Below are 22232 nucleotides of genomic sequence, written 5' to 3' on the forward strand. Positions count from 1 at the left end.
GGGATCCGCCCTATGCTGCACTCACACCTGACCACCTTGAACGCTGTTTCGCTGGTGCTCGAGACCTTCAACACCGAAGGCATAAGCCATGAGGTGCTGCTGGCCGGCAGCGGCATCGCGGTTGTAGACCTGCACCAACCCGATACACGGATCACCACGCGCCAGGAGATGCAGGTCTGCGCAAATGCAGTAGCCCTGCGCCAGGACCTCGGCCTGGAACTGGGGCAACGCATGCACGTGTCGGCCTACGGCATACTGGGCTATGCGCTGCTGACCAGTGCCACCTTCGGTGACGCTTTGCGCTTGGCACTGCGCTATCCGGCGCTCTTGGGAACACTTTTCGAGTTGAACCTTGAGGAAGATGGCCAGCGGGTCTGGTTCAACGCCTGCGATTATCGGGAGGATCCGGCGCTCGCCGCATTCAATATCGAGTTGTGCCTCGCGTCGCTCAAGGTGATCTGCGACGACTTGCTCGGCCATCCGTTGCCGTTGCTGGGGGCTCGTTTCGATTACCCGGCGCCCGCCTACAGCGCTCGCTATGGCGAACGCTTCGCCTGCCCGTTGCAGTTCCAGGCGGGTAGCAACGCTTTTGCCTTCGACCGTCAGTGGCTCGATCAACCGTTACCCCTGGCCGATGCCATCACCCATCGCGCCATGGCTGAGCGCTGCCGCAAGCAAAACACCGAGTTCACCGGGCGCCAGGCATGGTTGGGCCGCGTACGTCACCTACTTGCCACGCAACTGCATGCCGCACCGGGGCTGGACAGGCTCGCCGAACAGTTGAAGTGCTCGCCACGCACCTTGCGCCGCCACCTGCATGATCTGGGCAGCAGTTATCAGGAACTGCTCGATGAGCTGCGCTTCGAACAGGCCAAGCAGTGGCTGGCCGACGATGCGATGCCGATCCACCGCATTGCCGAGCAACTGGGTTTCAGTGAAACCGCGAGTTTCCGGCATGCCTTCGTGCGCTGGAGCGGCGTCGCGCCGAGTCAGTTCCGGCCATAAGCCCCGGCGGGCGAATAACGGACAGTGCCGTTGGCCATATTTATCCCGTTTTGGCCGCTCCTGCCGTTCTCTTGCCGCACCGACGAGGCAACACTGCAAGGCACCTTCCTGAGTCTTCGAGAACAACAACATGCTGACGATCTACTCGGACGATCACCATCTGCACCATGGCCGTTGCGAATTGATGGACGGGCAATTGATGCCCTGTTTCGAAATGCCCTCCCGCGCCGACCACGTGTTGCAACGGGTGAAAGACCGCCAACTGGGGCCCGTGCGCGCACCTCACGATTTCGGCCTGACCCCCTTGGCACGCGTTCACTCCCCGGCCTATCTGGACTTCTTCAAAGGTGCCTGGGAACGCTGGACCGTCTTCGGCCAGGAAGGCGACCTGCTGCCCTACACCTGGCCCGCCCGGACCTTGCGCCGGGTATTGCCCACCAGCCTGCATGGCCAACTGGGTTACTACAGCTTCGACGGCGGCGCGCCCATCACCGCCGGTACCTGGCAGGCGGCCTACAGCGCAGCGCAGGTGGCGCTGACCGCGCAGCAGGCGATCCAGGCCGGTGCGCCGGCGGCGTTTGCCCTGTGCCGCCCACCGGGACACCACGCCGCCAGCGACCTGATGGGCGGTTACTGCTACCTCAACAATGCAGCCATCGCCGCCCAGGCCTTTCTCGATCAGGGCTATAAAAAAGTCGCGATCCTCGATGTGGATTACCACCACGGCAATGGCACCCAATCGATTTTCTATGAACGTAGCGATGTGCTGTTCACCTCGATCCACGGGCATCCGGAAGCCGAGTTTCCGTTTTTTCTCGGCTATGCCGATGAGCTCGGCGACGGGGCCGGAGAGGGTTTCAACTTCAACTATCCGTTGCCGGCCGGTTCGGGCTGGGACACCTGGAGCGCCGCACTGGAACAGGCTTGCCAGGCCATTGAGGGCTACGGCGCCGACGTGATTGTGGTGTCCCTGGGCGTCGATACTTTCAAGGACGACCCCATCTCGCAGTTCAAACTCGACAGCCCGGATTATCTGGCGATGGGCGCGCGCATTGCCCGCCTGGGCCGGCCGACGCTGTTCGTGATGGAAGGCGGCTACGCGGTAGAAGAAATCGGCATCAATGCCGTCAACGTTCTCGAAGGTTTTGAAGGGGCAGTCGAATGAATCTGTTCAAGTCGCTTGTGCTCTGCGCCGCCGTATTAAGCACCGCCGCGCACGCTGAAGAAAAAACCCTGCGGGTCTACAACTGGTTCGACTACATCACTCCCAAGGCTCTGGAAGACTTCAAGGCCCGGAACCCGTCGATCAAACTGGTCTACGACATCTTTGACACCAATGAAGCCCTGGAAGCCAAGCTGCTCACCGGCAATTCCGGCTATGACGTGGTGGTGCCGTCCAATGTGTTCCTGGCCAAGCAGATCGAGGCCGGCGTGTTCCAGCCGCTGGATCGCAGCCAGCTGCCGAACTGGAACCACCTCGATCCCAAGCTGATGAAGCTGATCGAAGCCAACGACCCCGGCAATAAATTTGCCGTGCCCTACATGTACGGCACCATCCTGATCGGCTTCAACCCCGACAAGGTCAAGGCCGCATTGGGCGCCAATGCACCGGTGGACAGCTGGGACCTGATCTTCAAGGAAGAGAACATCAGCAAGCTCAAGCAATGCGGCGTGGCGCTGCTGGACTCACCCTCGGAGATCCTGCCGCTGGCCTTGCAGCACTTGGGCCTGGACCCCAACAGCAGCAACCCCAAGGACTATGAAAAAGCCGAAGCGCTGCTGATGAAAATCCGCCCGTACATCACCTACTTCCACTCCTCCAAATACATGGCCGATATCGCCAACGGCGACATCTGCGTCGCCGTCGGCTACTCCGGCAGCTTCTCCCAGGCCGCCAACCGCGCCAAGGATGCCAAGAACGGCGTGATCGTCGATATGCGCCTGCCCAAGGAAGGCGCACCGATCTGGTTCGACATGCTGGCCATTCCCAAGGGCGCGAAGAACCCGCAGGACGCCTACACCTTCATCAACTACCTGCTGCAACCGCAAGTCATTGCGCCCATCAGTGATTTCGTCGGCTACCCCAACCCGAACAAAGACGCGACCGAGCAGGTGGACCCGGCGATCCGCAACAACCCCAACCTGTACCCCACCGAAGCGGCGATGGCCACGCTCTATACCTTGAAACCCTTGGGACGCGACGCCGAACGCGCCAGGACGCGCGTCTGGACCAAGATCAAGTCCGGGACCTGATCGGCCATGGTGATCACGCCGCACTGGCGCAGTGTCGGCGAGTGCGCGTCCGCCATCGCGCAATCGCTGACGTCAGTGCTGGCCCGCGCCTTGTTTTTCCAACACTGACCGTCAACCCGGTTGCCAGGCCCTGCGCAACGTTGCCAGGGCCTCGGCGACGGCCGCTTCGGGTACGGCAGCAAAGCCCAGCACCAGGCCGGCGCGCTGGTCTGCCGGGGGGGTGGATTGCGCCAGCCAGTAACTGCTTAACCCATTGACTTCGACGTCCACGACACGGGCCTGCTCAAGCAGCTGTTGCTCGCGGGCCAGGCTGTCCACGCGCACGGTCATGTGGAGCCCTGCGGCAATGACGGGCAACTCGCCGACACCCGGCAAACCGCGCGGCCACCCGGCGAGCAAGGCATTGCGCCGGCTCAATGCCGCACGCCGCATCCGGCGGATATGCCGCTGGAAGTGTCCGGCCGCCATGAATTCGGCCATCACGGCCTGGGTGCTGACTTCCGAGTGGCGCATATCCACCGCACGGCGCCGCGAGAAGGCATCGACCAGGCCAGGCGGCAACACCAGATAGCCCAGGCGCAAGGCCGGAAACGCGACTTTGCCGAAGGTGCCGACGTAGAGCACACGCCCACTGCGGTCCAGCGCGGCCAGGGGCGCCAGCGGTGCGCCGCTGTAGCGGTATTCGCCGTCATAGTCGTCCTCCACGATCCAACCGCCGGTGCGCTCGGCCCAGGCCAGCAACTCCAGACGCCGCGCCAGGCTCATCACCACGCCCAGGGGGTATTGGTGGGAGGGCGTGACATAGGCCAGGCGGCAATTGACTAAGGTATTCAGGACCTGGCAATCGATGCCGTCGCTGTCCACCGGCACGCCCTGCAGATTGGCACCGGCCAAAGCGAATGCGTGGCCTGCGGCGCGATAGCCCGGGTTTTCCACTGCCACCCCGTCACCTGGCTCTACCAGCAACTGTGCACAAAGGCTGATTGCCTGCTGTGCACCGCTGGTGATCACTATTTGCTCAGCCGTGCACTGCATGCCCCGCGAACTGCGCAGGTACGCCGCGATCAACCCGCGCAGCCGCGCATCGCCTGCCGGGTCGCCGTAGCACAATTGCTCCATGTCGGGTTTGCGCCAGAACGCCCCATTGAGCTTGGCCCAGACCTCAAACGGGAACAGATCGAAAGCCGGCACGCCCACGCGAAAGGCCTTGGGCGGACCCGCTGGCGGTTGTGGCAAATGGTTATTTCGCACGCGCTCCAAGGCCGACCTGTGGATAACTTCGCCAGCGAGATCTTCCGGTAAATCGGCCCACTTTGTGGATAAGACTGGGGATAAGCCTGTTGATAACCCTGTGGACACTTTTGTGGATAATTTTTTCGGGTTGGGCAGTTGGGCGACATAGGTACCGTCACCCACGCGGCCTTCGATAAAACCTTCGGCGTACAGCTGATCGTAGGCACGCACCACGCTGTTACGGGAAATCGCCAAGGCCGCCGCCAAGTCACGGCTGGCGGGCAAGCGCGTACCGCTGACCAGCCGGCCATCCAGCACGCGCTGGCGTAAGGCTTCATAGAGTTGGCGTGTCAGGCCTTGCCGCCGATCCAACTCAATACCGGCAGGGTTGAACGACAGCGGCGGCTCTACGGAAGGCATCGAATTGGACCTATTAAATTGAGGTTAGATGGCTCTTACAACGAACCATTAGCCTGCCTAGGATGCAGGCATTCGCCAAGGAAAATATTCATGTACACACCTCGCGCCTTTGCCCTCGAAGACTTGCCCGAAATACAGCAACTGATCCAGCACACGCGCCTGGCGCAGTTGGTGACCATGGGTGAGCAAGGCCTGCAGGCCAGCCACTTGCCGCTGCTGCTCAATCCCGATGAAGGCCCCAATGGCACGCTGTACGGGCACCTGGCCAAGGCCAATCGGCAGTGGCAAGACCTGCAAAACGGCAGCGAAGCCCTGGTGATCTTTGCCGGCGCCGAGGCCTACGTCAGCCCGGCGTTTTACCCGGCCAAGGCTGAGCACGGCAAAGTGGTGCCCACCTGGAATTACATCGCGGTGCATGCCTATGGCAAGGCCGAGGTGTTTACCGATGCCGAGCGGGTGCTCGGTGTGGTCAGCGCCCTCACCGACCGCCACGAGGGCAACCGCGCCCAGCCCTGGAAAGTCAGCGACGCCCCGGCCGATTACATTGACGGCATGCTCAAGGCCATCGTCGGCTTCAGCCTGCCGATCGAGCGCCTGATCGGCAAACGCAAGCTCAGTCAAAACCGCAGCGCGGCGGACATCGCCGGCGTACGCGACGGGCTGGCCGCCAGCGCCGATATTCGCGACCAGACCCTCGCGCGCTTTATTCCCCAAGGAGTTTCAGAATGAGCCAGATCGACATCCGCCAGGTCACCGCGGCCGACCACGCCGCCTGGCTGCCGCTGTGGCAGGCGTACTTGACGTTCTACAACACCGAACTGCCGGACGCCGTCAGCCAGAGCACCTGGCAGCGCCTGATAGATCCCAATGAGCCGACCCACTCCGCGTTGGCCTGGCAGGATGGCAAGGCGGTGGGCATGGTCAATTTCATCTACCACCGTTCCAACTGGAGCATCGAAAACTCCTGCTACCTGCAGGACCTGCTGGTGGACCCGGCTCAGCGCGGCACCGGTGTCGGCCGTAAACTGATCGAGTTCGTCTACGCCACTGCCAAGGCCGACGGCTGCTGCAAGGTCCACTGGCTGACCCACGAGACCAACGCCACCGCGATCCAACTCTACGAACGCATCGCCGAACGCCCTGGCTTCATTCAATTTCGCAAAGGTCTTTAAGGAGCGCAGCATGTCTACTTCCCTCGCCGACTGGAAAGGTGCCCCGGCGCCCACCGCGCAACTGCTCGAAGGGCGCTTTATCCGCCTGGAAAAACTCGACCCGGCGCGCCACGCCGATCAATTGTGGCAAGCCCTCGAAGGCCCCGGTGCCGACCCCAAGTTGTGGGACTACCTGCCTTACGGCCCGTTTGCCGAGCGCGCCGCGTTCGATGCGTGGTTGAACAACCATGCGGCGAATAGCGATCCGTATTTCTTCAGCGTGGTCGACCGTGCGTCCGGCCAGGTGCAGGGCATCCTCAGCCTGATGTCCATCGTCCCGGCCCAGGGCCGTATCGAAATCGGCCATGTCACCTTCGGCGCGCCGATGCAGCGCTCACCCAAAAGCACCGAGGCGGTGTACCTCTTGGCCAAATACGCGTTCGAGCAGGGCTACCGCCGCCTGGAGTGGAAGTGCAACAACGGCAACGCCCGCTCCAAATATGCGGCTGAGCGGTTGGGGTTCAGTTTTGAAGGGGTGTTTCGCCAGCATATGGTGGTGAAGGGGCAGAACCGGGATACGGCGTGGTATTCGATTCTGGATTCGGAATGGCCGACGGTGGGCGCGGGGTTTGAGGCGTGGTTGTCCGAGGCGAACCAGGCAGGTTCCGGGCAGTTGAAGGGCCTGGCGGAGTGTCGCCGCCAGGCGCTTTAAGGCTTAGACCAGCTTCTGGGCCAGCACCGCAATGTGCTCCGGCCCGATCCCGCAGCAACCGCCCAAGTGGCTGGCACCACGCTTTTGCCAGTCCGCGGCCCACTGCAGGTAGCCCGGTGGGTCGAGATCCTCGCGCAAGGGGTCCAGGCCGTCGTTGGCCGTGGCTTCCTTGGGCTGTGGCGGGAAGGCGTTGGCGTAGGCGCCGATCTGAATCGCCACGCCCAGCCGCTCGAAGGTTTGGCGCGCGGCATCGATCGCCGCGCCGATCACTTCCGGCTGGCTGCAATTGAACAGCAACACTTGCACGCCCAGCTGCGCCGCCGCTTCGGCCGCGTCCGCCACCGGTTCGCCGGAACGCAGGCGCGGTACATCGTCGGTGTCTTCATCTTTCAAGGTAAACGACAGCCAGAACGGCTTGCCATCCTTCGGCAGGCCCGCATGAATCGCCCGCGCTTCGACGATTGAGCTCTGGGTCTCCGCCAGCCACAGATCGACATGGGGTGCCAGGCCCTGCACCAGCGGCGTCAGCAGCTCAGACACGCGCTGCGGCTCGAACAGGTCGGGACGATACGAACCAAACAACGGCGGCAACGAGCCGGCCACACGCACGGCTTTGCCCGAAGCCTGCACCGCCCTTCTGGCCAATTCACCCGCCAGTGCCGCCAGGGCCTGGCCTTCGGCAGCAAACCGCGCCTCACCGATATGAAACGGCACCACCGCGTAGCTGTTGCTGGTAATCACGTTGGCGCCGCTGTCGATATAGGCCGCATGCACCGCCTCCACCGCCTGCGGTGCTTCGCTCAAGGCCAGCGCCGACCACTCCGGCTGCCTGAAGGGCGCACCGCGTCGTTGCAGTTCACGGCCCATGCCGCCGTCCAGAATTACTGTGCTTACTGCGCCCATATGCTTTTTACTCATAAGCTTATGAAAATAACTCACTATGAGAGTCGTTCTTATAACTATTTAATACGTTCAATTCGGTTCATAACAACTCTTTTTTATTCAGGTGCCCACTTTGAAACTTAAATCGCTATTGGCCTTGGGCCTGACGATGCTTGCTGCCTCCACCCAAGCCTTTGGCGGCGCGACCCTGGACCGGATTGAGAAGAAGAAAGAACTGGTGGGCGTGCTGATGGAAAGCTACCCGCCGTTCTCGTTCCTCAACGACCAAAACCAACTCGACGGCTTCGATGTCGATGTGGCCAAGGCCGTCGCGCAAAAGCTCGGTGTGAAACTGCGTCTGGAAACGCCGTCGTGGGACGTGATCGCCGCTGGCCGCTGGAGCGGTCGCTACGACATCTGCATCTGCTCCATGACCCCGAGCAAGGCCCGCGCCGAGGTGTTTGATTTCCCGGTGGAGTACTACGCCTCCCCCGCCGTAATCGTGGTCAATGCCAAAGATGACAGCATCCATGGCGCCAAGGACCTGAGCGGTAAAAAGGTCGGGCTCACCAGCGCCTCCAGCTACGAAAGCTATCTGAACAAGAACCTGGTGATCGAAGGCGCCGAAGACACCCAACTGCAGTACCCGTTCGAGGACGTGCAGATCGCCCCGTACGACACCGATAACGTCGCCTTCCAGGATCTCGGCCTGGGCGCCGGTGTGCGCCTGGATGCAATCCTCACCAACCTGGTCACCGCCCAGCCGCGCCTGAACGAAGACAAGCGCTTCAAGCTCGCCGGCGCGCCGCTGTACGCCGAACCCAATTCGGTCGCCATCGAAAAAGGCGACGCCCAGTGGGACGCCAAGGTGCGTGAGGTGTTTGCCCAGTTGAAACAGGACGGCACCCTGAGCAAACTGTCGCAAAAATGGATCGGTGCCGATATCAGCCAATGAGTGTTCCTCCAAAACCTGCGCGCGCCCTGCTGGGCTTTCGCACGCGGCTTTACCTGACCTGGGCGGCCCTGTTCGCCCTGTTTGCCAGCTTCTTCCTGAGCTTTGACCTGAAGTTCTCGATCATCCTCGACAAGCTGCCCAACCTGGTTGGCCTGCACCTGGCCCCCAATGGCTTCCTGCAAGGCGCAGCGCTGACGCTGTTCCTGTGCCTGTGTTCGATTGCCGCTTCGTCGGTGCTGGGCTTTATCACTGCGCTCGGGCGCTTGTCCAAGAGTGCAGTGGCCTTTGGCATCGCCAGCTTTTACGCGTCGTTTTTCCGTGGCACGCCGTTGCTGATCCAGATCCTGCTGATCTACCTCGGCCTGCCGCAGCTGGGCCTGGTGCCGGGTGCCATCGTCGCGGGGATCATCGCGCTGTCGCTGAACTATGGCGCTTACCTGAGCGAAATCTTCCGCGCCGGTATCCTGGGCGTCCCTCAAGGGCAACGGGAAGCCGCGCTGGCCCTGGGCATGCGCGACAGCGCGATCTTCTGGCACGTCACCCTGCCCCAGGCCATGCGCACCATCATCCCGCCGGCGACCAACCAGTTCATCTCCATGCTCAAGGACTCGTCGCTGATCTCGGTGATGGGCGTGTGGGAAGTGATGTTCCTGGCGCAATCCTACGGGCGCTCCAGTTATCGCTACATCGAGATGCTCAGCACCGCGGCAATCATCTATTGGATCATGTCCCTCGGGCTGGAACTGATCCAGGCGCGGATGGAACGCCATTTTGGCAAGGGGTATGTAAAGCGAGGGTGAGGTCAGTCAAGTAACCATCGACCGCAACCTTACGGTGCTAATCCTGCTGCATTCTTTTTCGCATCAGGCTAGAGACATCTCCCGCAAACGAGCACTGCCTGGCCTGACAGTTATCCCCCGAGTGCCCCGCTAAATTCCCCGCCTCATACATCAAGAGGTGGGTTTACATGCCGCTCATTCAGAAACAACTCGTACTCGCCATCACCCTCGCGCTGGGGGCCAACTGTGCTCAATACGCACAGGCACGGGGCGACATGGAGCCAGACAGCGAATGGTTCGATCCGCTCGCGGAGCACAGTGAGAAAAGCCCTCATGAACCGGCCCTGCCCGCGCCCGAAGACTTCTACTTCGCTGACCATGCCACCAGCCGCAATGGCCTGAGCGTCGCCCGTGTGCTCGACGCCGCGGTGGATGACCTGCTGGCGTCGGACGAACTGAACGAGTGGGAAAAATACCGACTTGAGCAATACGGCGAGTACCTGGGCAGCCTGGAGCCAGGGCGATTGGGCGCGGTACTGGAACAATTGGCGGGTAGCCAGAACGCCAATCTGGGCACCGCTACCCAAAACAGCATGAAACAATTAAACGCCAGCCTGCTGTCCGCAGTACGTCAGCTGGATAACGACACCGACGAGGGTAGCCGTGTATGGCTCCAAGCCTTGGGCGGCGCCGGCACTCTGGATGCTCAACACGGAAGCGTTGGTTTGAAGCAACGCAGCCAAGGCTTGCTGCTGGGCGCCGACTGGTCGGCCGACAACGCATGGCGACTCGGCGTGGTGGGCGGTAAGTCGGGCAGTGACCTGAGCGCCAAACGTTTCAAAGGCGAACTGGACAGCTGGCATCTGGGCACTTATGCGGTGCGCCAGGACGGGCCGCTGGCACTGCGCCTGGGCGCGCTCTACAGCAGGCATAGCGGGCAGAACCAACGCAATGTCGATTTCGACTTCATCAATTACCGCGAACACCTCACGGGCAAGTACAAAGCGCGGAGCCAAAACGCCTTCGCCGAACTGGGCTATCAGTTTCATACAGGTGGCTTACGCGCCCAGCCCTTTGCCGCACTGGGTTTCCAGCGTTATCAGCGCGACCGCTTCGTGGAGAAGGGTGGCGATAGCGCGCTGGACGTTGGTGCACAGACCCAGCAAAACTTCAGCAGTACCTTTGGCCTGCGTTTGACCCGCGACTTTGCCTTGGGCAACCAAATCACGCTCAAACCGCACCTGAGCACCAGCTGGAAACACCTGTATGGCGACGTCGGCAGCCATGTGCGCCAGTCCTTCGCCGGGGAAAAACGCGAGGACTTCGACAGCTCGTTCACCATCGGCGGCACCTCACTGGACCGTAACAGCCTGGCGCTGCGTACCGGCCTGGACATGGCGCTGTCGGACACACACAGCGTGGGCCTGGCCTATTCCGCCGAGTTCGGCAGCCACAGCCGCAATCAGGGGGTGATGGGCCAGTGGACGATAGCGTTCTGAGCCATGACGTAGCCTGATCATCAGGCAAAAAAAAAGGGGAGCACCTGCCCCCCCGAGGATTAAACGGTAATGTCGAAGGCTGAATCAGCCTTCGATCTCAATCAGGATCTCGCCCGGGTTCACCCGGTCGCCCTTGACCACATGCACAGCCGTGACCTTGCCGGCGATCGACGCCTGCACTTCGGTTTCCATCTTCATCGCTTCGGTGATCAGCACGGCCTGGCCGGCCTTGACCACATCGCCTTCCTTGACCAGCACATCGACGATATTGCCCGGCATCGCCGTGCTGACATGCCCCGGCTCGCTGGCCTGCTTGCGCTTGCTGCCGCTGCCGCCGACAAACTCGTTGAGCGGTTCGAACACCACTTCTTCCGGCATGCCGTCGATGGACAGGTAGAAGTGGCGTTTGCCTTCGGCTTTCACGCCGACCCCGGTGATGTCCACGCGGTAGCTTTCGCCGTGCACGTCGATGACGAACTCGGTCGGCACGCCTTCACCACCGGCACGGGCCACGCCGCCGGCTTCAGGGATAGGTAGCAGCACTTCCGGAGCCAGGGTACCGGCGTCGCGTTCTTCGAGGAACTTGCGGCCGATGTCCGGGAACATGGCGTAGGTCAGCACGTCTTCTTCGGACTTGGCCAATGCGCCGATTTCGCCGCGCAGCTTGGTCATCTCCGGCTTGAGCAGGTCGGCTGGACGCACGTCGATCACTTCTTCGCTGCCGATGGCCTGGCGACGCAACTTCTCGTTCACCGTGCCCGGCGCCTTGCCGTAGCCGCCTTGCAGGTACAGCTTCACTTCGTTGGTGATGGTCTTGTAGCGCTCACCGGCCAGTACGTTGAAGAACGCCTGGGTGCCGACGATCTGCGAAGTCGGGGTCACCAGGGGCGGGAAGCCGAGGTCTTCACGCACCCGTGGAATTTCAGCCAGCACTTCGCTCATGCGGTTGAGAGCGCCCTGCTCTTTCAACTGGTTGGCCAGGTTGGAAATCATCCCGCCCGGTACCTGGTTGACTTGCACACGGGTGTCGACGGCGGTGAATTCGCTTTCGAACTGGTGGTACTTCTTGCGCACGGCATAGAAGTACAGGCCGATCTCTTGCAGCAGTTCCAGGTCGAGGCCGGTGTCGAATTCGCTGCCTTTAAGGGCGGCGACCATCGACTCGGTGCCCGGGTGGCTGGTGCCCCAGGCGAAGCTGGAGATCGCGGTGTCGATATGGTCGGCACCGTTTTCGATGGCCTTGAGTTGGCACATCGCAGCCAAACCGGCGGTGTCGTGAGAGTGAATAAAGATCGGCAGGCTCTGCTCGGTTTTCAGCGCCTTGACCAGCTCACCGGTGGCATACGGAGTCAGCAGGCCGGCCATGTCCTTGATCGCGATCGAGTCGCACCCCATGGACTCCAGCTGCTTGGCCTGGGCCACGAAGGCCTCGACGGTGTGCACCGGGCTGGTGGTGTAGGCGATGGTGCCCTGGGCGTGTTTGCCAGCGGCTTTGACCGCTTCGATGGCCACGCGCAGGTTACGCACGTCGTTCATGGCATCGAAGATGCGGAATACGTCGATACCGTTGACGGCAGCCTTGGCCACGAAGGCCTTGACCACATCGTCGCTGTAATGGCGGTAGCCCAGCAGGTTCTGGCCACGCAGGAGCATTTGCAGGCGCGTGTTAGGCAACGCGGCGCGCAGTTTGCGCAGGCGCTCCCACGGGTCTTCCTTGAGGAAGCGTACGCAGGCGTCGAAGGTGGCGCCGCCCCAGACTTCCAGGGACCAGTAGCCGACTTTGTCGAGCTTGTCGCAGATCGGCAGCATGTCGTCGGTGCGCATGCGGGTCGCCAGCAACGATTGGTGGGCGTCGCGCAGGATAGTGTCGGTTACGAAGATTTTCTTGCTCATTATTATGTTCCTCACAGGCCTGCGTGGGCGGCGATGGCGGCGGCGATGGCCAGGGCCAGCTCTTCGGGTTTGCGCTTGATCGAGTAGTTGGTCAGCTCAGGGTGGCTTTCCACAAAACTGGTGTTGAACTGGCCGCTGCGGAATTCCGGGTTACGCAGGATTTCCTGGTAATAGGCGGCAGTGGTCTTCACGCCTTGCAGGCGCATGTCGTCCAGGGCACGCAGGCCGCGGTCCATGGCTTCTTCCCAGGTCAACGCCCAGACCACCAGTTTCAGGCACATGGAGTCGTAGAACGGCGGGATGGTGTAGCCGGTGTAGATCGCCGTGTCGGTACGCACGCCGGGGCCGCCGGGCGCGTAGTAACGGGTGATCTTGCCGAAGCTTGGGAGGAAGTTGTTCTTCGGGTCTTCGGCGTTGATGCGAAACTGCAACGCAAAGCCACGGTGCTGAATGTCTTCCTGCTTTACCGATAACGGCAGGCCTGAGGCGATGCGGATCTGCTCGCGGACAATGTCGATCCCGGTGATTTCTTCGGTGATGGTGTGTTCCACCTGCACCCGGGTGTTCATCTCCATGAAGTACACCTCGCCTTCGGCGAGCAGGAACTCCACGGTGCCGGCATTCTCGTAGCCCACGGCCTTGGCCGCGCGCACCGACAGGTCGCCGATGTAGGCGCGCTGTTCCGGGGTCAGTTGCGGGCTCGGGGCGATTTCGATGAGCTTCTGGTTGCGGCGCTGGATCGAGCAATCGCGCTCGAACAAGTGCACCACGTTGCCGAAGCTGTCACCAAGGATCTGCGCCTCGATGTGCTTGGGATTGACGATGCATTTTTCCAGGAACACTTCCGCCGAGCCGAAGGCCTTGGTGGCTTCGGAGATCACGCGGGGGAAGGCTTGTTCGAGTTCTTCGCGGCTGTTGCAACGACGGATACCGCGACCGCCGCCACCGGAGGTGGCCTTGAGCATCACCGGGTAACCAATGCGGTCGCCTTCGGTGAGGGCCTCGGCGATGTCGGCAACGTTGCCTTCGGTACCGGGCGTAACCGGCACGCCGGCCTTGATCATGCTGCGGCGGGCTTCGGTCTTGTCGCCCATGCGGCGAATCACTTCAGCCGAAGGGCCGATGAATTTAATTCCACGTTCGGCGCAGATATCCGCCAGCTCGGCGTTTTCCGACAGGAAGCCGTAGCCGGGGTGCAGCGCATCACAACCGGTTTCCACCGCCAGGTTCACCAGCTTGCGCGGGTTCAGGTAGCCGGCCAGCGGCTCGGCGCCAATGCTGTGGGCTTCGTCGGCACGCTTGACGTGCAACGCATGGCGGTCGGCGTCCGAGTAAACCGCGACCGAGCGAATGCCCATCTCGGCGCAGGCACGCACGATTCGTACGGCAATTTCACCACGGTTGGCGATCAGGATCTTTTTTATCACTTGGAAATTCCCTTGAGCCGATTGCTGCATTCTTCGACCCACTGGAGCCGGGTCGGCGCGTGACCAAATGTTTCAAGCCAGTCGCAGGCACACACTAAGCCCGTGGAGGGATTAACAAAAATCAATAATTATTGGGTCGTGCATAAGTAAAGACTTATAGTTGGCCGGCCGGCCTGGGGAGAGAGGAATCGAATAATGCGTAAGTCTTTGATGCGTATGACATTGCGTCAATTGCAGATCTTCAATGAAGTGTGTGATTTGCGCTCCTACAGCCGCGCCGCCGAGGAAATGTCTCTCACACAACCGGCCGTTAGCCTGCAAATTCGCCAGTTGGAAGAGCTGATCGGCCAGCCGCTGTTCGATTATGTCGGCAAAAAGCTCTACATGACCGAAGCTGCCGAAGCCTTGCAACGGGCCAGTCGGGATATCTTCGGACGCCTGGAAAACCTCGATATGCAGCTGTCGGACATGCAGGGTTCTTTGCAGGGCCAGCTAAAGCTCGCGATTGAGTCCAGCGCCAAGTACTTCGTGCCGCACCTGTTCGCCGCGTTCAAGCGCCAGCATCCCGAAGTACAGCTGCACCTGACCGTGGTCAACCGCGCCCAGGTGATTCGGCGCCTCTCCGACAACCGCGACGACCTGGTGATCATGTCCATGGTGCCCCAGGACATGGGCCTGGAATTCCTGCCGTTTCTCAACAACCCGATCGTGGCCGTAGCCCCCCCCGATCATCCCTTGAGCCTGCAAGGGCCGCTGCGCTTGCAGGACTTGGAACCCTACACGCTGTTGCTGCGCGAACCGGGTTCCGGCACACGGCTGGCCTGCGAGGAGTATTTCAAGGAGAAACGCGTGCACTTCACCCAGACGGTGGAAGTGGCCTCGGCCGAGGCGCAACGTGAATGCGTCTGCGCCGGCCTTGGCGTGGCCTTGCTGACGCGCCACGCGGTCAATATGGAACTGGCCACCGGCGGGCTCAAGGAGCTGCCGGTGGAAGAACTGCCGCTGTACCGCAGTTGGTGCCTGGTGCAGGCCAAAGCCAAGCGCCTGTCACCGGTGGCCCATGCGTTCCTGGGCTTTATCCGCAGCGAACGGGTGCAGATCAGCGCGCTGGCTGAACGTTTCGCTGGGCAGCCGCGGGCGCCTGCCAGTGGAGTTCCGGGTAGTCACTGATGCTCTGCTGCAGCTGGCGCTGGTCGCAGCGGTCTTCGATTGCGCGACGGAACGCCATGCGGCGCTGGTCTTCCTGCTGACGACGGGTTTTGACGGAGCTGTTGCTGTCTTCGTAGGGCCGGGCCATTTGGAGTCTCCCAATGCGAGTACGGGGAGTACAGGATGGGTTGTAGCGATGACGGTTTAACGGCGTGGGGGTTACAGGACGATGAATCTTTCGAATAGGTGAACAATCCAAATGTGGGAGGGGGCTTGCTCCCGATTACGGTACATCAGCCGATTTCTCTTTGACTGACCCACTGCTATCGGGAGCAAGCCTCCTCCCACATTTTGAGCGTGTATGGCCCTGGATCAGTCGTCGAGGGCTTTGACGGACTTGGGCGACAACCGCAGGCTGCGCAAGCTGCGCTTGACGCTCTTGAGGTGGTTGACCAGGCTCGGGCCCCGCGCCATGGCCACGCCCATCGCCAGCACGTCGATCACCACCAGGTGAGCGATACGCGAGGTCAGCGGGGTGTAGATCTCGGTGTCTTCGTGCACATCGATCGCCAGGTTGACCGTGGACAATTCCGCCAAAGGCGTCTGGCTCGGGCACAAGGTAATCAACGTCGCGCCGCTTTCTCGCACCAGGTTGGCGGTGATCAGCAGGTCTTTGGAACGGCCCGACTGGGAAATGCAGATCGCCACGTCGGTCGGCTTCAAGGTCACCGCCGACATCGCCTGCATGTGCGGGTCGCTGTAGGCCGCCGCGGTCAGCAGCAGGCGGAAAAATTTGTGCTGGGCGTCGGCTGCCACCGCACCGGACGCGCCGAAACCATAGAACTCCACACGCTGGGCCTGGGACATGGCGGTCACCGCCTTTTGCAACTCCACCGGGTCAAGCTTCTCGCGCACTTCCATCAGCGTGTGCAAGGTGGTGTCGAAGATTTTCAGGCTGTAGTCGGCGACGGAATCGTCTTCGTGAATCGCAAATTGGCCGAAGCTCGCGCCGGCGGCCAGGCTCTGGGCCAGCTTGAGCTTCAAGTCCTGGAATCCGGAGCAACCGATGGCGCGGCAGAAGCGCACGATGGTCGGCTCGCTGATGCCCACACTGTGGGCCAGGTCGGCCATGGAACTGTGCATCACGGCCGCAGGGTCAAGCAGCACGTGATCGGCAACCTTGAGTTCCGATTTGCGTAACAGGTGGCGCGACTGGGCGATATGTTGCAACAGGTTCAAAGGGCAGGACTCTTGTTATTGGCGGGGCCAGGGATGTAGCAAGCTTGTAGTTATACTACAAGAATTGTCGTTTTGCCCGCCCGATGCATCACTAAATCGCCCTGATGCCCTTTGAATCAGCGGGTAGCTGCCTTGTAGCCATATGGGCGTGCGGACTGTCTTCAGGGAAAATCTGCATTGTTGCGTAACAAATCTGCCAGGCCCTCGGCCTCCATCGGCCGACTGATCAGGTAGCCCTGCACCTCATCGCATCGTTCTGTACGCAGGAAATCCAGCTGCTGCTGATCTTCCACGCCTTCGGCCACCACCTTGAGCGCCAAGCCGTGCGCCATCGCAATGATCGCTCGGGTAATGGCGGCGTCTTCCCGCCCCTGGCCGAGGCCGCGGATAAAGGTCTGGTCGATCTTCACGTAATCCACAGGGATACGCTTGAGGTAACTGAGGGATGAATAGCCGGTGCCAAAGTCGTCGATCGCCAGCTTCACGCCCAGGTCGCGCAGTTGCTGGAAGGTCGCAATGATGTGTTCAACACTGTCGAGCAACTGGCTTTCGGTCAGCTCCAGTTCAAGGTATTGCGGGTCCAGGCCGGTCTCTTCCAATACCTGGCGCACCAGGCTGACCAGCTTGCCCTGGCGCAACTGGTGCACCGAGAGGTTCACCGACACGCGGATCGGTGCCAGCCCCTGGCGCTGCCACTCACAGGCCTGCCAGCACGCCTGGCGCAACACGAACTCGCCCAGCGGCACGATCAATCCGGTCTCTTCCGCCAGGCCGATAAAGTCGCCTGGCGGCACCATGCCCCACTGTGGATGCTCCCAGCGGATCAACGCTTCGGCAGCGTTAAGCTTGCCCGTGGCCAGGCACAGTTTCGGCTGGTAGAACACCGTGAGCTGGCGCTCATCAATGGCCTTGCGCAGATGGTTTTCCAGCTGCAAACGTTCCAGGGTGCTGGCTTGCAGGCTGTCGGTGTAGAACTGGAAGTTATTGCCGCCCAAGTGCTTGGCGTGCTGCATGGCCATGTTCGATTGACTGACCAGCGCGGAAATTTCCCGCGCGTTATCAGGCAACAGGCTGATCCCCATCGACGCACTCACCACCAACTCATGCCCTTCTACCGTCACCGGCACCCGCAGCTTGGCCAGCAGCCGCGTGGCCACTCGGGCCAGGCTCGACAGGTTGCCGTAGGCGTCGAACAGCACGGCGAATTCATCGCCGGACAGGCGCGCAATGGTGTCGGCCTCGGGCAAGGCATTGATTAATCGGCGGGCCATTTTTTGCAGCAACTGGTCGGCCACTTCATGGCCCAGGCTGTCATTGAGCAACTTGAAGCGGTCGAGGTTGATATGCAGCAACGCCAGGCTACGCCCGCCCTGGCGTACACGCTGATGCGCCTCGCGCAGCCGCTCGCGGAACAGTGAGCGGTTGGCCAGGCCGGTCAACTCATCGTAGTGGGTGAGGTAGCGCATGCGCTCCTCGGATTCGCGTCGCGCTGACAGATCGGCGAAGAAGCCTACGATATGACTGACCTTTCCCCGAACATCACGTACTACGCTCAGTTGCAGCCACTGCGGATACAACTCGCCGTTCTTGCGTGTTTCCACCAGCTCACCCTGCCAGGTGCCGTGGCTGAGCAAGGCTTGGCGGATCACCGGGAAGTGGCGCCGGGCATCACGGCTGCTGGGCAGCTCGACGACATTGCGACCGAGCATATCGTCGATTTCAAAGCCGGTGACGCGGCTGAAAGCCTGGTTGACCGCGATCAGCGCGTAGTCCGGATCAAGGATCACGATGCCTTCGCTGGCTGCCTCGAATACGGTCGAGGCCAACCGCTGCTGCTCTTCCAGGGCTTTGCCGGCGCTGATGTCGCGGCGGGTGCCGAGCATTCGAATCACTCGCCCGCTGGGTGCACGCTCCACGGCGCGACCGCGGTCTTCGATCCACACCCAGTGGCCATCGCCATGGCGCACGCGGTATTCCACCTGGTAATCCTCAGTGCGCCCCTTGAGGTGCTCCACCAGCGCCCGCTTGAGCAGCGGCAGGTCGTCAGGGTGCAGGCGCGGCTTGAGGTGGCCGAGCATGGCCGTGACGTACTCGGGCTCCAGGCCGAACAGCTCCTTGAGCTGGGTGTGATGTACCTCGTCGGTTTGCAGGTTCCAGTCCCACAGGCCCAGTTCACTGGCTTGCAGGGCCATGGCCAGGCGCGCCTCGCTTTTATTCAGGGCCAGGCTGGCGGCGTCCAGTTCCTGGCTGCGTTGCGCCATGCGGTCCTGCAGGCCGATTTGCGCCTCACGCAGCTCCTGCTCAACCTGACGCCGCTGCTCGACTTCGCGCACCAGATCCTGATTCAGTTGCTCGCTGCGCTGCTGCGCCTGCTGCAGATGCTCGATCAATGCCTGGTTCTGGAACCGCCGCAACAGCCCGCGCTGGATCAGGCGATTGACCTGCCACGCCACCACGCTCAGGGAGGCCAGCAGGATCAGGCCGAGCACACCCCAGCCCTGTTGCTGCGGGGCGCCACTCCAGAACAGATAGGCAATGGCCGGCACCAGGCACGGCAAGGCAAAGGACAAGAACGCCGGAAGGCTCACGGCGTAGGCGACGCTGGCTGACAACGTCGCCGCACCGATCAGGCCGAACACCCAGGCCTGCTGGATAAAGCTGTCCACCGGCACCAGGGCGATGGCTGCGGTGGCCAAGGTCAGGCCACTGACCGCCGAGCCGAGCATGAACATGCGCCGCCAGATCGGTTGGGCCTGGCGGCTGGGCATGGCTGAATCAAAGGCTGCCACCTGGATCACGCGCATGGCCACCAAGGCCAGCAGCCACACCAGCCAGATGCTGTCCAACAAGTATTGCCTGGGGTTCCACAGCAGCCAGGCGCAGACCAGACCGTTGACCAGCATTAATAAGGTGGGCAGCAACGAGCCCTGATAGAGCAGGCGTGTGCGCTCGACCGCCATCTCAGTGGCGTAATGTTTGCGGATAACCTGCGCGGGCGCCGCCGAGGGGCCGAGCAGGTCGGTGCTGAGGGTCATAGGCAGTGTTCTTATAATGGTGAGCCCGAAACGTTGACGGAGCATACACAAGCAAGCGCTTGGGCCAAACTGCTCCAGATCATAAAAATCATGCTGTGATTGGCCGCAAACCTTGGTGCCAGACCCCTTGAGCAAGACACCGCGCGGGCTGTGGACCATGACTTACCGGTCATCAGTCCTGCCGGAATGTTTGCCCCGGCGGGATCAGGCGTGACGTTTTGCGTCGACCACCCGGCATTGGGATTTGCCCGAGTCTCCTTAGGCCCATAGAATGCGCCGATGCGCGATGATCTCTCTCTTTTGCTGAACTCCCTCAACGATGCCCAACGCCAGGCCGTAGCGGCCCCCGTTGGCCGTCAGTTGGTCCTGGCCGGTGCTGGCTCCGGTAAAACCCGAGTGCTGGTGCACCGTATCGCCTGGTTGATCCAGGTCGAGAACGCGTCCCCGCACTCCATCCTGTCGGTGACCTTCACCAACAAGGCCGCTGCCGAGATGCGCCATCGCATCGAGCAGTTGATGGGCATCAGCCCGGCCGGCATGTGGGTGGGCACCTTCCACGGCCTGGCACACCGCCTGCTGCGGGCACACTGGCAGGAAGCGGGCCTGGTCCAGACCTTCCAGATCCTCGACAGCGATGACCAGCAACGCCTGGTCAAGCGCGTGATCCGCGAGCTGGGTCTCGACGAGCAGCGCTGGCCGGCGCGCCAGGCCCAGTGGTTTATCAACGGCCAGAAAGACGAAGGCCTGCGCCCGCAGCACATCCAGGCCAGCGGCGATTTGTTCCTGGCCACCATGCGCAGCATCTATGAGGCCTACGAGGCGGCCTGCGCACGCGCCGGTGTCATCGACTTCTCCGAGCTGCTGCTGCGCGCCCTCGACCTGTGGCGCGACAACCCGGGCTTGCTGGCCCATTACCAGAAACGCTTCCGTCACATTCTGGTGGACGAATTCCAGGACACCAACGCCGTGCAGTACGCCTGGTTGCGCCTGCTGGCCAAGGGCGGCGACAGCCTGATGGTGGTGGGCGACGACGATCAGTCGATCTACGGCTGGCGCGGCGCGAAAATCGAGAACATCTACCAGTATTCCGAAGACTTCCCGGACGCGGTCACCATCCGCCTGGAGCAGAACTACCGCTCCACCGCCGGTATCCTCAAGGCTGCAAACGCCTTGATCGCCAATAACACCGGGCGCCTTGGCAAAGAGCTGTGGACCGACGGTGGCGAAGGCGAAGCGATCAACCTGTACGCCGCGTTCAACGAGCACGATGAAGCACGCTACGTGGTGGAAACCATCGAAAGCGCACTGAAAACCGGCCTGGCGCGCAGCGACATTGCGATCCTGTACCGCTCCAACGCCCAATCGCGGGTGCTGGAAGAGGCTTTGCTGCGCGAGCGCATCCCGTACCGCATTTATGGCGGCCAGCGCTTCTTCGAGCGTGCGGAAATCAAGAACGCCATGGCTTACCTGCGTTTGCTCGAAGGCCGTGGCAACGATGCGGCGCTGGAGCGGGTCATCAATATCCCGGCGCGCGGCATCGGTGAGAAAACCGTCGAGGCGATTCGCGACCACGCGCGCCATGCCGATGTGTCGATGTGGGAGTCCATGCGCCTGCTCATCGCCAATAAAGGCCTGACGGGACGTGCTGCTGGCGCGCTGGGGGTATTTGTCGAGCTGATCGAGAACCTCGCCGCCAAATGTTCGGAAATGCCCCTGCACCTGATGACCCAGACGGTGATCGAGCAGTCCGGGCTGATTGCCTATCACGAAGCGGAAAAAGGCGAGAAAGGCCAGGCCCGGGTAGAAAACCTTGAGGAACTGGTCAGCGCCGCCCGCGCGTTCGAAAACACCGAGGAAGACGAAGAGTTGACTCCGCTCGCCGCTTTCCTCGGCCATGCATCCCTGGAAGCCGGCGACACCCAGGCCGATGAGCATGAAGACAGCATCCAGTTGATGACCTTGCACAGCGCCAAGGGCCTGGAGTTCCCGTATGTGTTCCTGGTGGGCATGGAAGAAGGCCTGTTCCCCCACAAGATGAGCCTGGAAGAGCCCGGCCGCCTTGAGGAAGAACGCCGCCTGGCCTACGTAGGCATCACCCGCGCGATGCAGAACCTGGTGATGACCTACGCCGAGACCCGACGCCTCTACGGCAGCGAGACCTACAACAAGGTGTCGCGCTTCGTACGTGAAGTGCCGAAGGGCCTGATCCAGGAAGTGCGCCTGTCCAACAGCGTCAGCCGCCCGTTCGGCGGCGGTCAGCAGCAGAACTCCAGCAGCATGTTCGCCGGTTCCGAGATTCCGGAAACCCCGTTCAGCCTGGGCCAGCAGGTCAAGCATGCGATCTTCGGCGAAGGGGTGATTCTCAACTTCGAAGGCGCCGGTGCCCAGGCACGGGTGCAGGTGAACTTCGCCGAAGGCAGCAAATGGCTGATGATGGGCTACGCGAAGCTCGAAGCGGTCTGAAACATTTGCCAACATGAAGGTTATTGGCCCGCCCTTGTTTTCAACGAGCGCGGGCCAATATCTGTAATAAGTCCTACAGACCATTCTGATTCGGTCTTACGCAAAAGCCCGAAACATTATGTCGCTAGCCACTGTCA

At 61.7% G+C, this 22232-nt stretch carries 18 protein-coding genes; 11 read left to right on the forward strand and 7 right to left on the reverse strand.

The genetic code is table 11. The features are described from left to right. The first annotated feature begins 12 nt into the window (after window positions 1-12). The 3 genes from ACHPFG_RS00490 to ACHPFG_RS00500 all read left to right on the forward strand — a co-directional run bounded on the left by ACHPFG_RS00490 (window position 13) and on the right by ACHPFG_RS00500 (window position 3258). Window positions 13-1005, forward strand: a complete 993-nt coding sequence (locus ACHPFG_RS00490; protein ID WP_184745233.1) for an AraC family transcriptional regulator — start codon at window positions 13-15, stop codon at window positions 1003-1005. 130 nt (window positions 1006-1135) lie between these two features. After that, entirely contained in the window at window positions 1136-2170 is a 1035-nt protein-coding gene (locus ACHPFG_RS00495; protein ID WP_131697694.1) for a histone deacetylase family protein, read from the forward strand. Beyond that, complete coding sequence (locus tag ACHPFG_RS00500; protein WP_431701316.1) at window positions 2167-3258, forward strand: polyamine ABC transporter substrate-binding protein; 1092 nt, start codon at window positions 2167-2169, stop codon at window positions 3256-3258. The genes ACHPFG_RS00495 and ACHPFG_RS00500 overlap by 4 nt, the downstream gene beginning before the upstream one ends. A 111-nt stretch (window positions 3259-3369) precedes the next feature. Here the strand turns inward: ACHPFG_RS00500 and ACHPFG_RS00505 are convergent, their stop codons facing one another. Next, window positions 3370-4911 carry a PLP-dependent aminotransferase family protein gene (locus ACHPFG_RS00505; protein ID WP_431701317.1) on the reverse strand — a complete coding sequence of 514 codons (1542 nt, stop codon included), beginning with the start codon at window positions 4909-4911 and terminating at the stop codon, window positions 3370-3372. Between the two features lie 90 nt (window positions 4912-5001). Between ACHPFG_RS00505 and ACHPFG_RS00510 the strand changes: the two genes are divergently transcribed. From ACHPFG_RS00510 to ACHPFG_RS00520, 3 genes are read left to right on the forward strand one after another with little or no spacing between them, the layout of a single operon-like run. Then, on the forward strand, window positions 5002-5640 hold the full coding sequence (locus ACHPFG_RS00510; protein WP_131697697.1) for an FMN-binding negative transcriptional regulator: 639 nt from the start codon (window positions 5002-5004) through the stop codon (window positions 5638-5640). Continuing rightward, on the forward strand, window positions 5637-6083 hold the full coding sequence (locus ACHPFG_RS00515; RefSeq protein ID WP_131697698.1) for a GNAT family N-acetyltransferase: 447 nt from the start codon (window positions 5637-5639) through the stop codon (window positions 6081-6083). The genes ACHPFG_RS00510 and ACHPFG_RS00515 overlap by 4 nt, the downstream gene beginning before the upstream one ends. 10 nt (window positions 6084-6093) lie before the next feature. Continuing rightward, entirely contained in the window at window positions 6094-6774 is a 681-nt protein-coding gene (locus ACHPFG_RS00520) for a GNAT family N-acetyltransferase (RefSeq protein WP_027608228.1), read from the forward strand. Between the two features lie 3 nt (window positions 6775-6777). On the opposite strand, the gene ACHPFG_RS00525 is transcribed toward ACHPFG_RS00520, so the two are convergent. Beyond that, window positions 6778-7677, reverse strand: a complete 900-nt coding sequence (locus ACHPFG_RS00525; protein ID WP_131697700.1) for a homocysteine S-methyltransferase family protein — start codon at window positions 7675-7677, stop codon at window positions 6778-6780. A gap of 112 nt (window positions 7678-7789) precedes the next feature. Between ACHPFG_RS00525 and ACHPFG_RS00530 the strand changes: the two genes are divergently transcribed. From ACHPFG_RS00530 to ACHPFG_RS00540, 3 genes are all read left to right on the forward strand, one after another. Continuing rightward, window positions 7790-8611, forward strand: coding sequence for an ABC transporter substrate-binding protein (locus ACHPFG_RS00530; protein WP_431701318.1), 822 nt, complete (start codon window positions 7790-7792; stop codon window positions 8609-8611). Then, window positions 8608-9411, forward strand: coding sequence for an amino acid ABC transporter permease (locus ACHPFG_RS00535; RefSeq protein ID WP_431701319.1), 804 nt, complete (start codon window positions 8608-8610; stop codon window positions 9409-9411). The genes ACHPFG_RS00530 and ACHPFG_RS00535 overlap by 4 nt, the downstream gene beginning before the upstream one ends. Before the next feature lie 167 nt (window positions 9412-9578). Next, the gene (locus tag ACHPFG_RS00540) at window positions 9579-10889 is read left to right on the forward strand and encodes an autotransporter outer membrane beta-barrel domain-containing protein (protein WP_431701320.1); all 1311 of its coding nucleotides are present in this window, start codon (window positions 9579-9581) and stop codon (window positions 10887-10889) included. Window positions 10890-10973: 84 nt separating this feature from the next. Here ACHPFG_RS00540 and oadA read toward each other — a convergent pair whose 3' ends face one another. Next, window positions 10974-12782: a sodium-extruding oxaloacetate decarboxylase subunit alpha gene (oadA, locus tag ACHPFG_RS00545; RefSeq protein WP_431701321.1), complete on the reverse strand. Its 1809-nt coding sequence runs from the start codon at window positions 12780-12782 to the stop codon at window positions 10974-10976. Window positions 12783-12793: 11 nt separating this feature from the next. Further along, window positions 12794-14209 (reverse strand): acetyl-CoA carboxylase biotin carboxylase subunit, encoded by a 1416-nt coding sequence (locus ACHPFG_RS00550; RefSeq protein ID WP_003213442.1) that lies wholly within the window; start codon window positions 14207-14209, stop codon window positions 12794-12796. Window positions 14210-14404: 195 nt separating this feature from the next. Between ACHPFG_RS00550 and ACHPFG_RS00555 the strand changes: the two genes are divergently transcribed. Beyond that, a complete protein-coding gene (locus tag ACHPFG_RS00555; RefSeq protein WP_431701322.1) occupies window positions 14405-15379 on the forward strand; it encodes a LysR family transcriptional regulator in 975 nt (324 codons plus the stop codon). Here the strand turns inward: ACHPFG_RS00555 and ACHPFG_RS00560 are convergent. From ACHPFG_RS00560 to ACHPFG_RS00570, 3 genes are all read right to left on the reverse strand, one after another. After that, the gene (locus ACHPFG_RS00560; protein WP_431701323.1) at window positions 15309-15506 is read right to left on the reverse strand and encodes a PA3496 family putative envelope integrity protein; all 198 of its coding nucleotides are present in this window, start codon (window positions 15504-15506) and stop codon (window positions 15309-15311) included. The genes ACHPFG_RS00555 and ACHPFG_RS00560 overlap by 71 nt on opposite strands. Before the next feature lie 224 nt (window positions 15507-15730). Continuing rightward, window positions 15731-16597, reverse strand: coding sequence for a transcriptional regulator HexR (gene hexR / locus ACHPFG_RS00565; RefSeq protein WP_010168370.1), 867 nt, complete (start codon window positions 16595-16597; stop codon window positions 15731-15733). A gap of 161 nt (window positions 16598-16758) precedes the next feature. After that, entirely contained in the window at window positions 16759-19632 is a 2874-nt protein-coding gene (locus tag ACHPFG_RS00570; protein ID WP_431701324.1) for an EAL domain-containing protein, read from the reverse strand. A 279-nt stretch (window positions 19633-19911) separates the two neighbouring features. On the opposite strand from ACHPFG_RS00570, the gene uvrD reads away from it, so the two are divergent. Continuing rightward, window positions 19912-22095, forward strand: a complete 2184-nt coding sequence (uvrD, locus tag ACHPFG_RS00575; protein ID WP_431701325.1) for a DNA helicase II — start codon at window positions 19912-19914, stop codon at window positions 22093-22095. The last annotated feature ends 137 nt before the right edge of the window (window positions 22096-22232 follow it).

Origin of the sequence: Pseudomonas sp. BR20 (genome assembly GCF_050780135.1) — a bacterium.
GTDB lineage: Bacteria > Pseudomonadota > Gammaproteobacteria > Pseudomonadales > Pseudomonadaceae > Aquipseudomonas.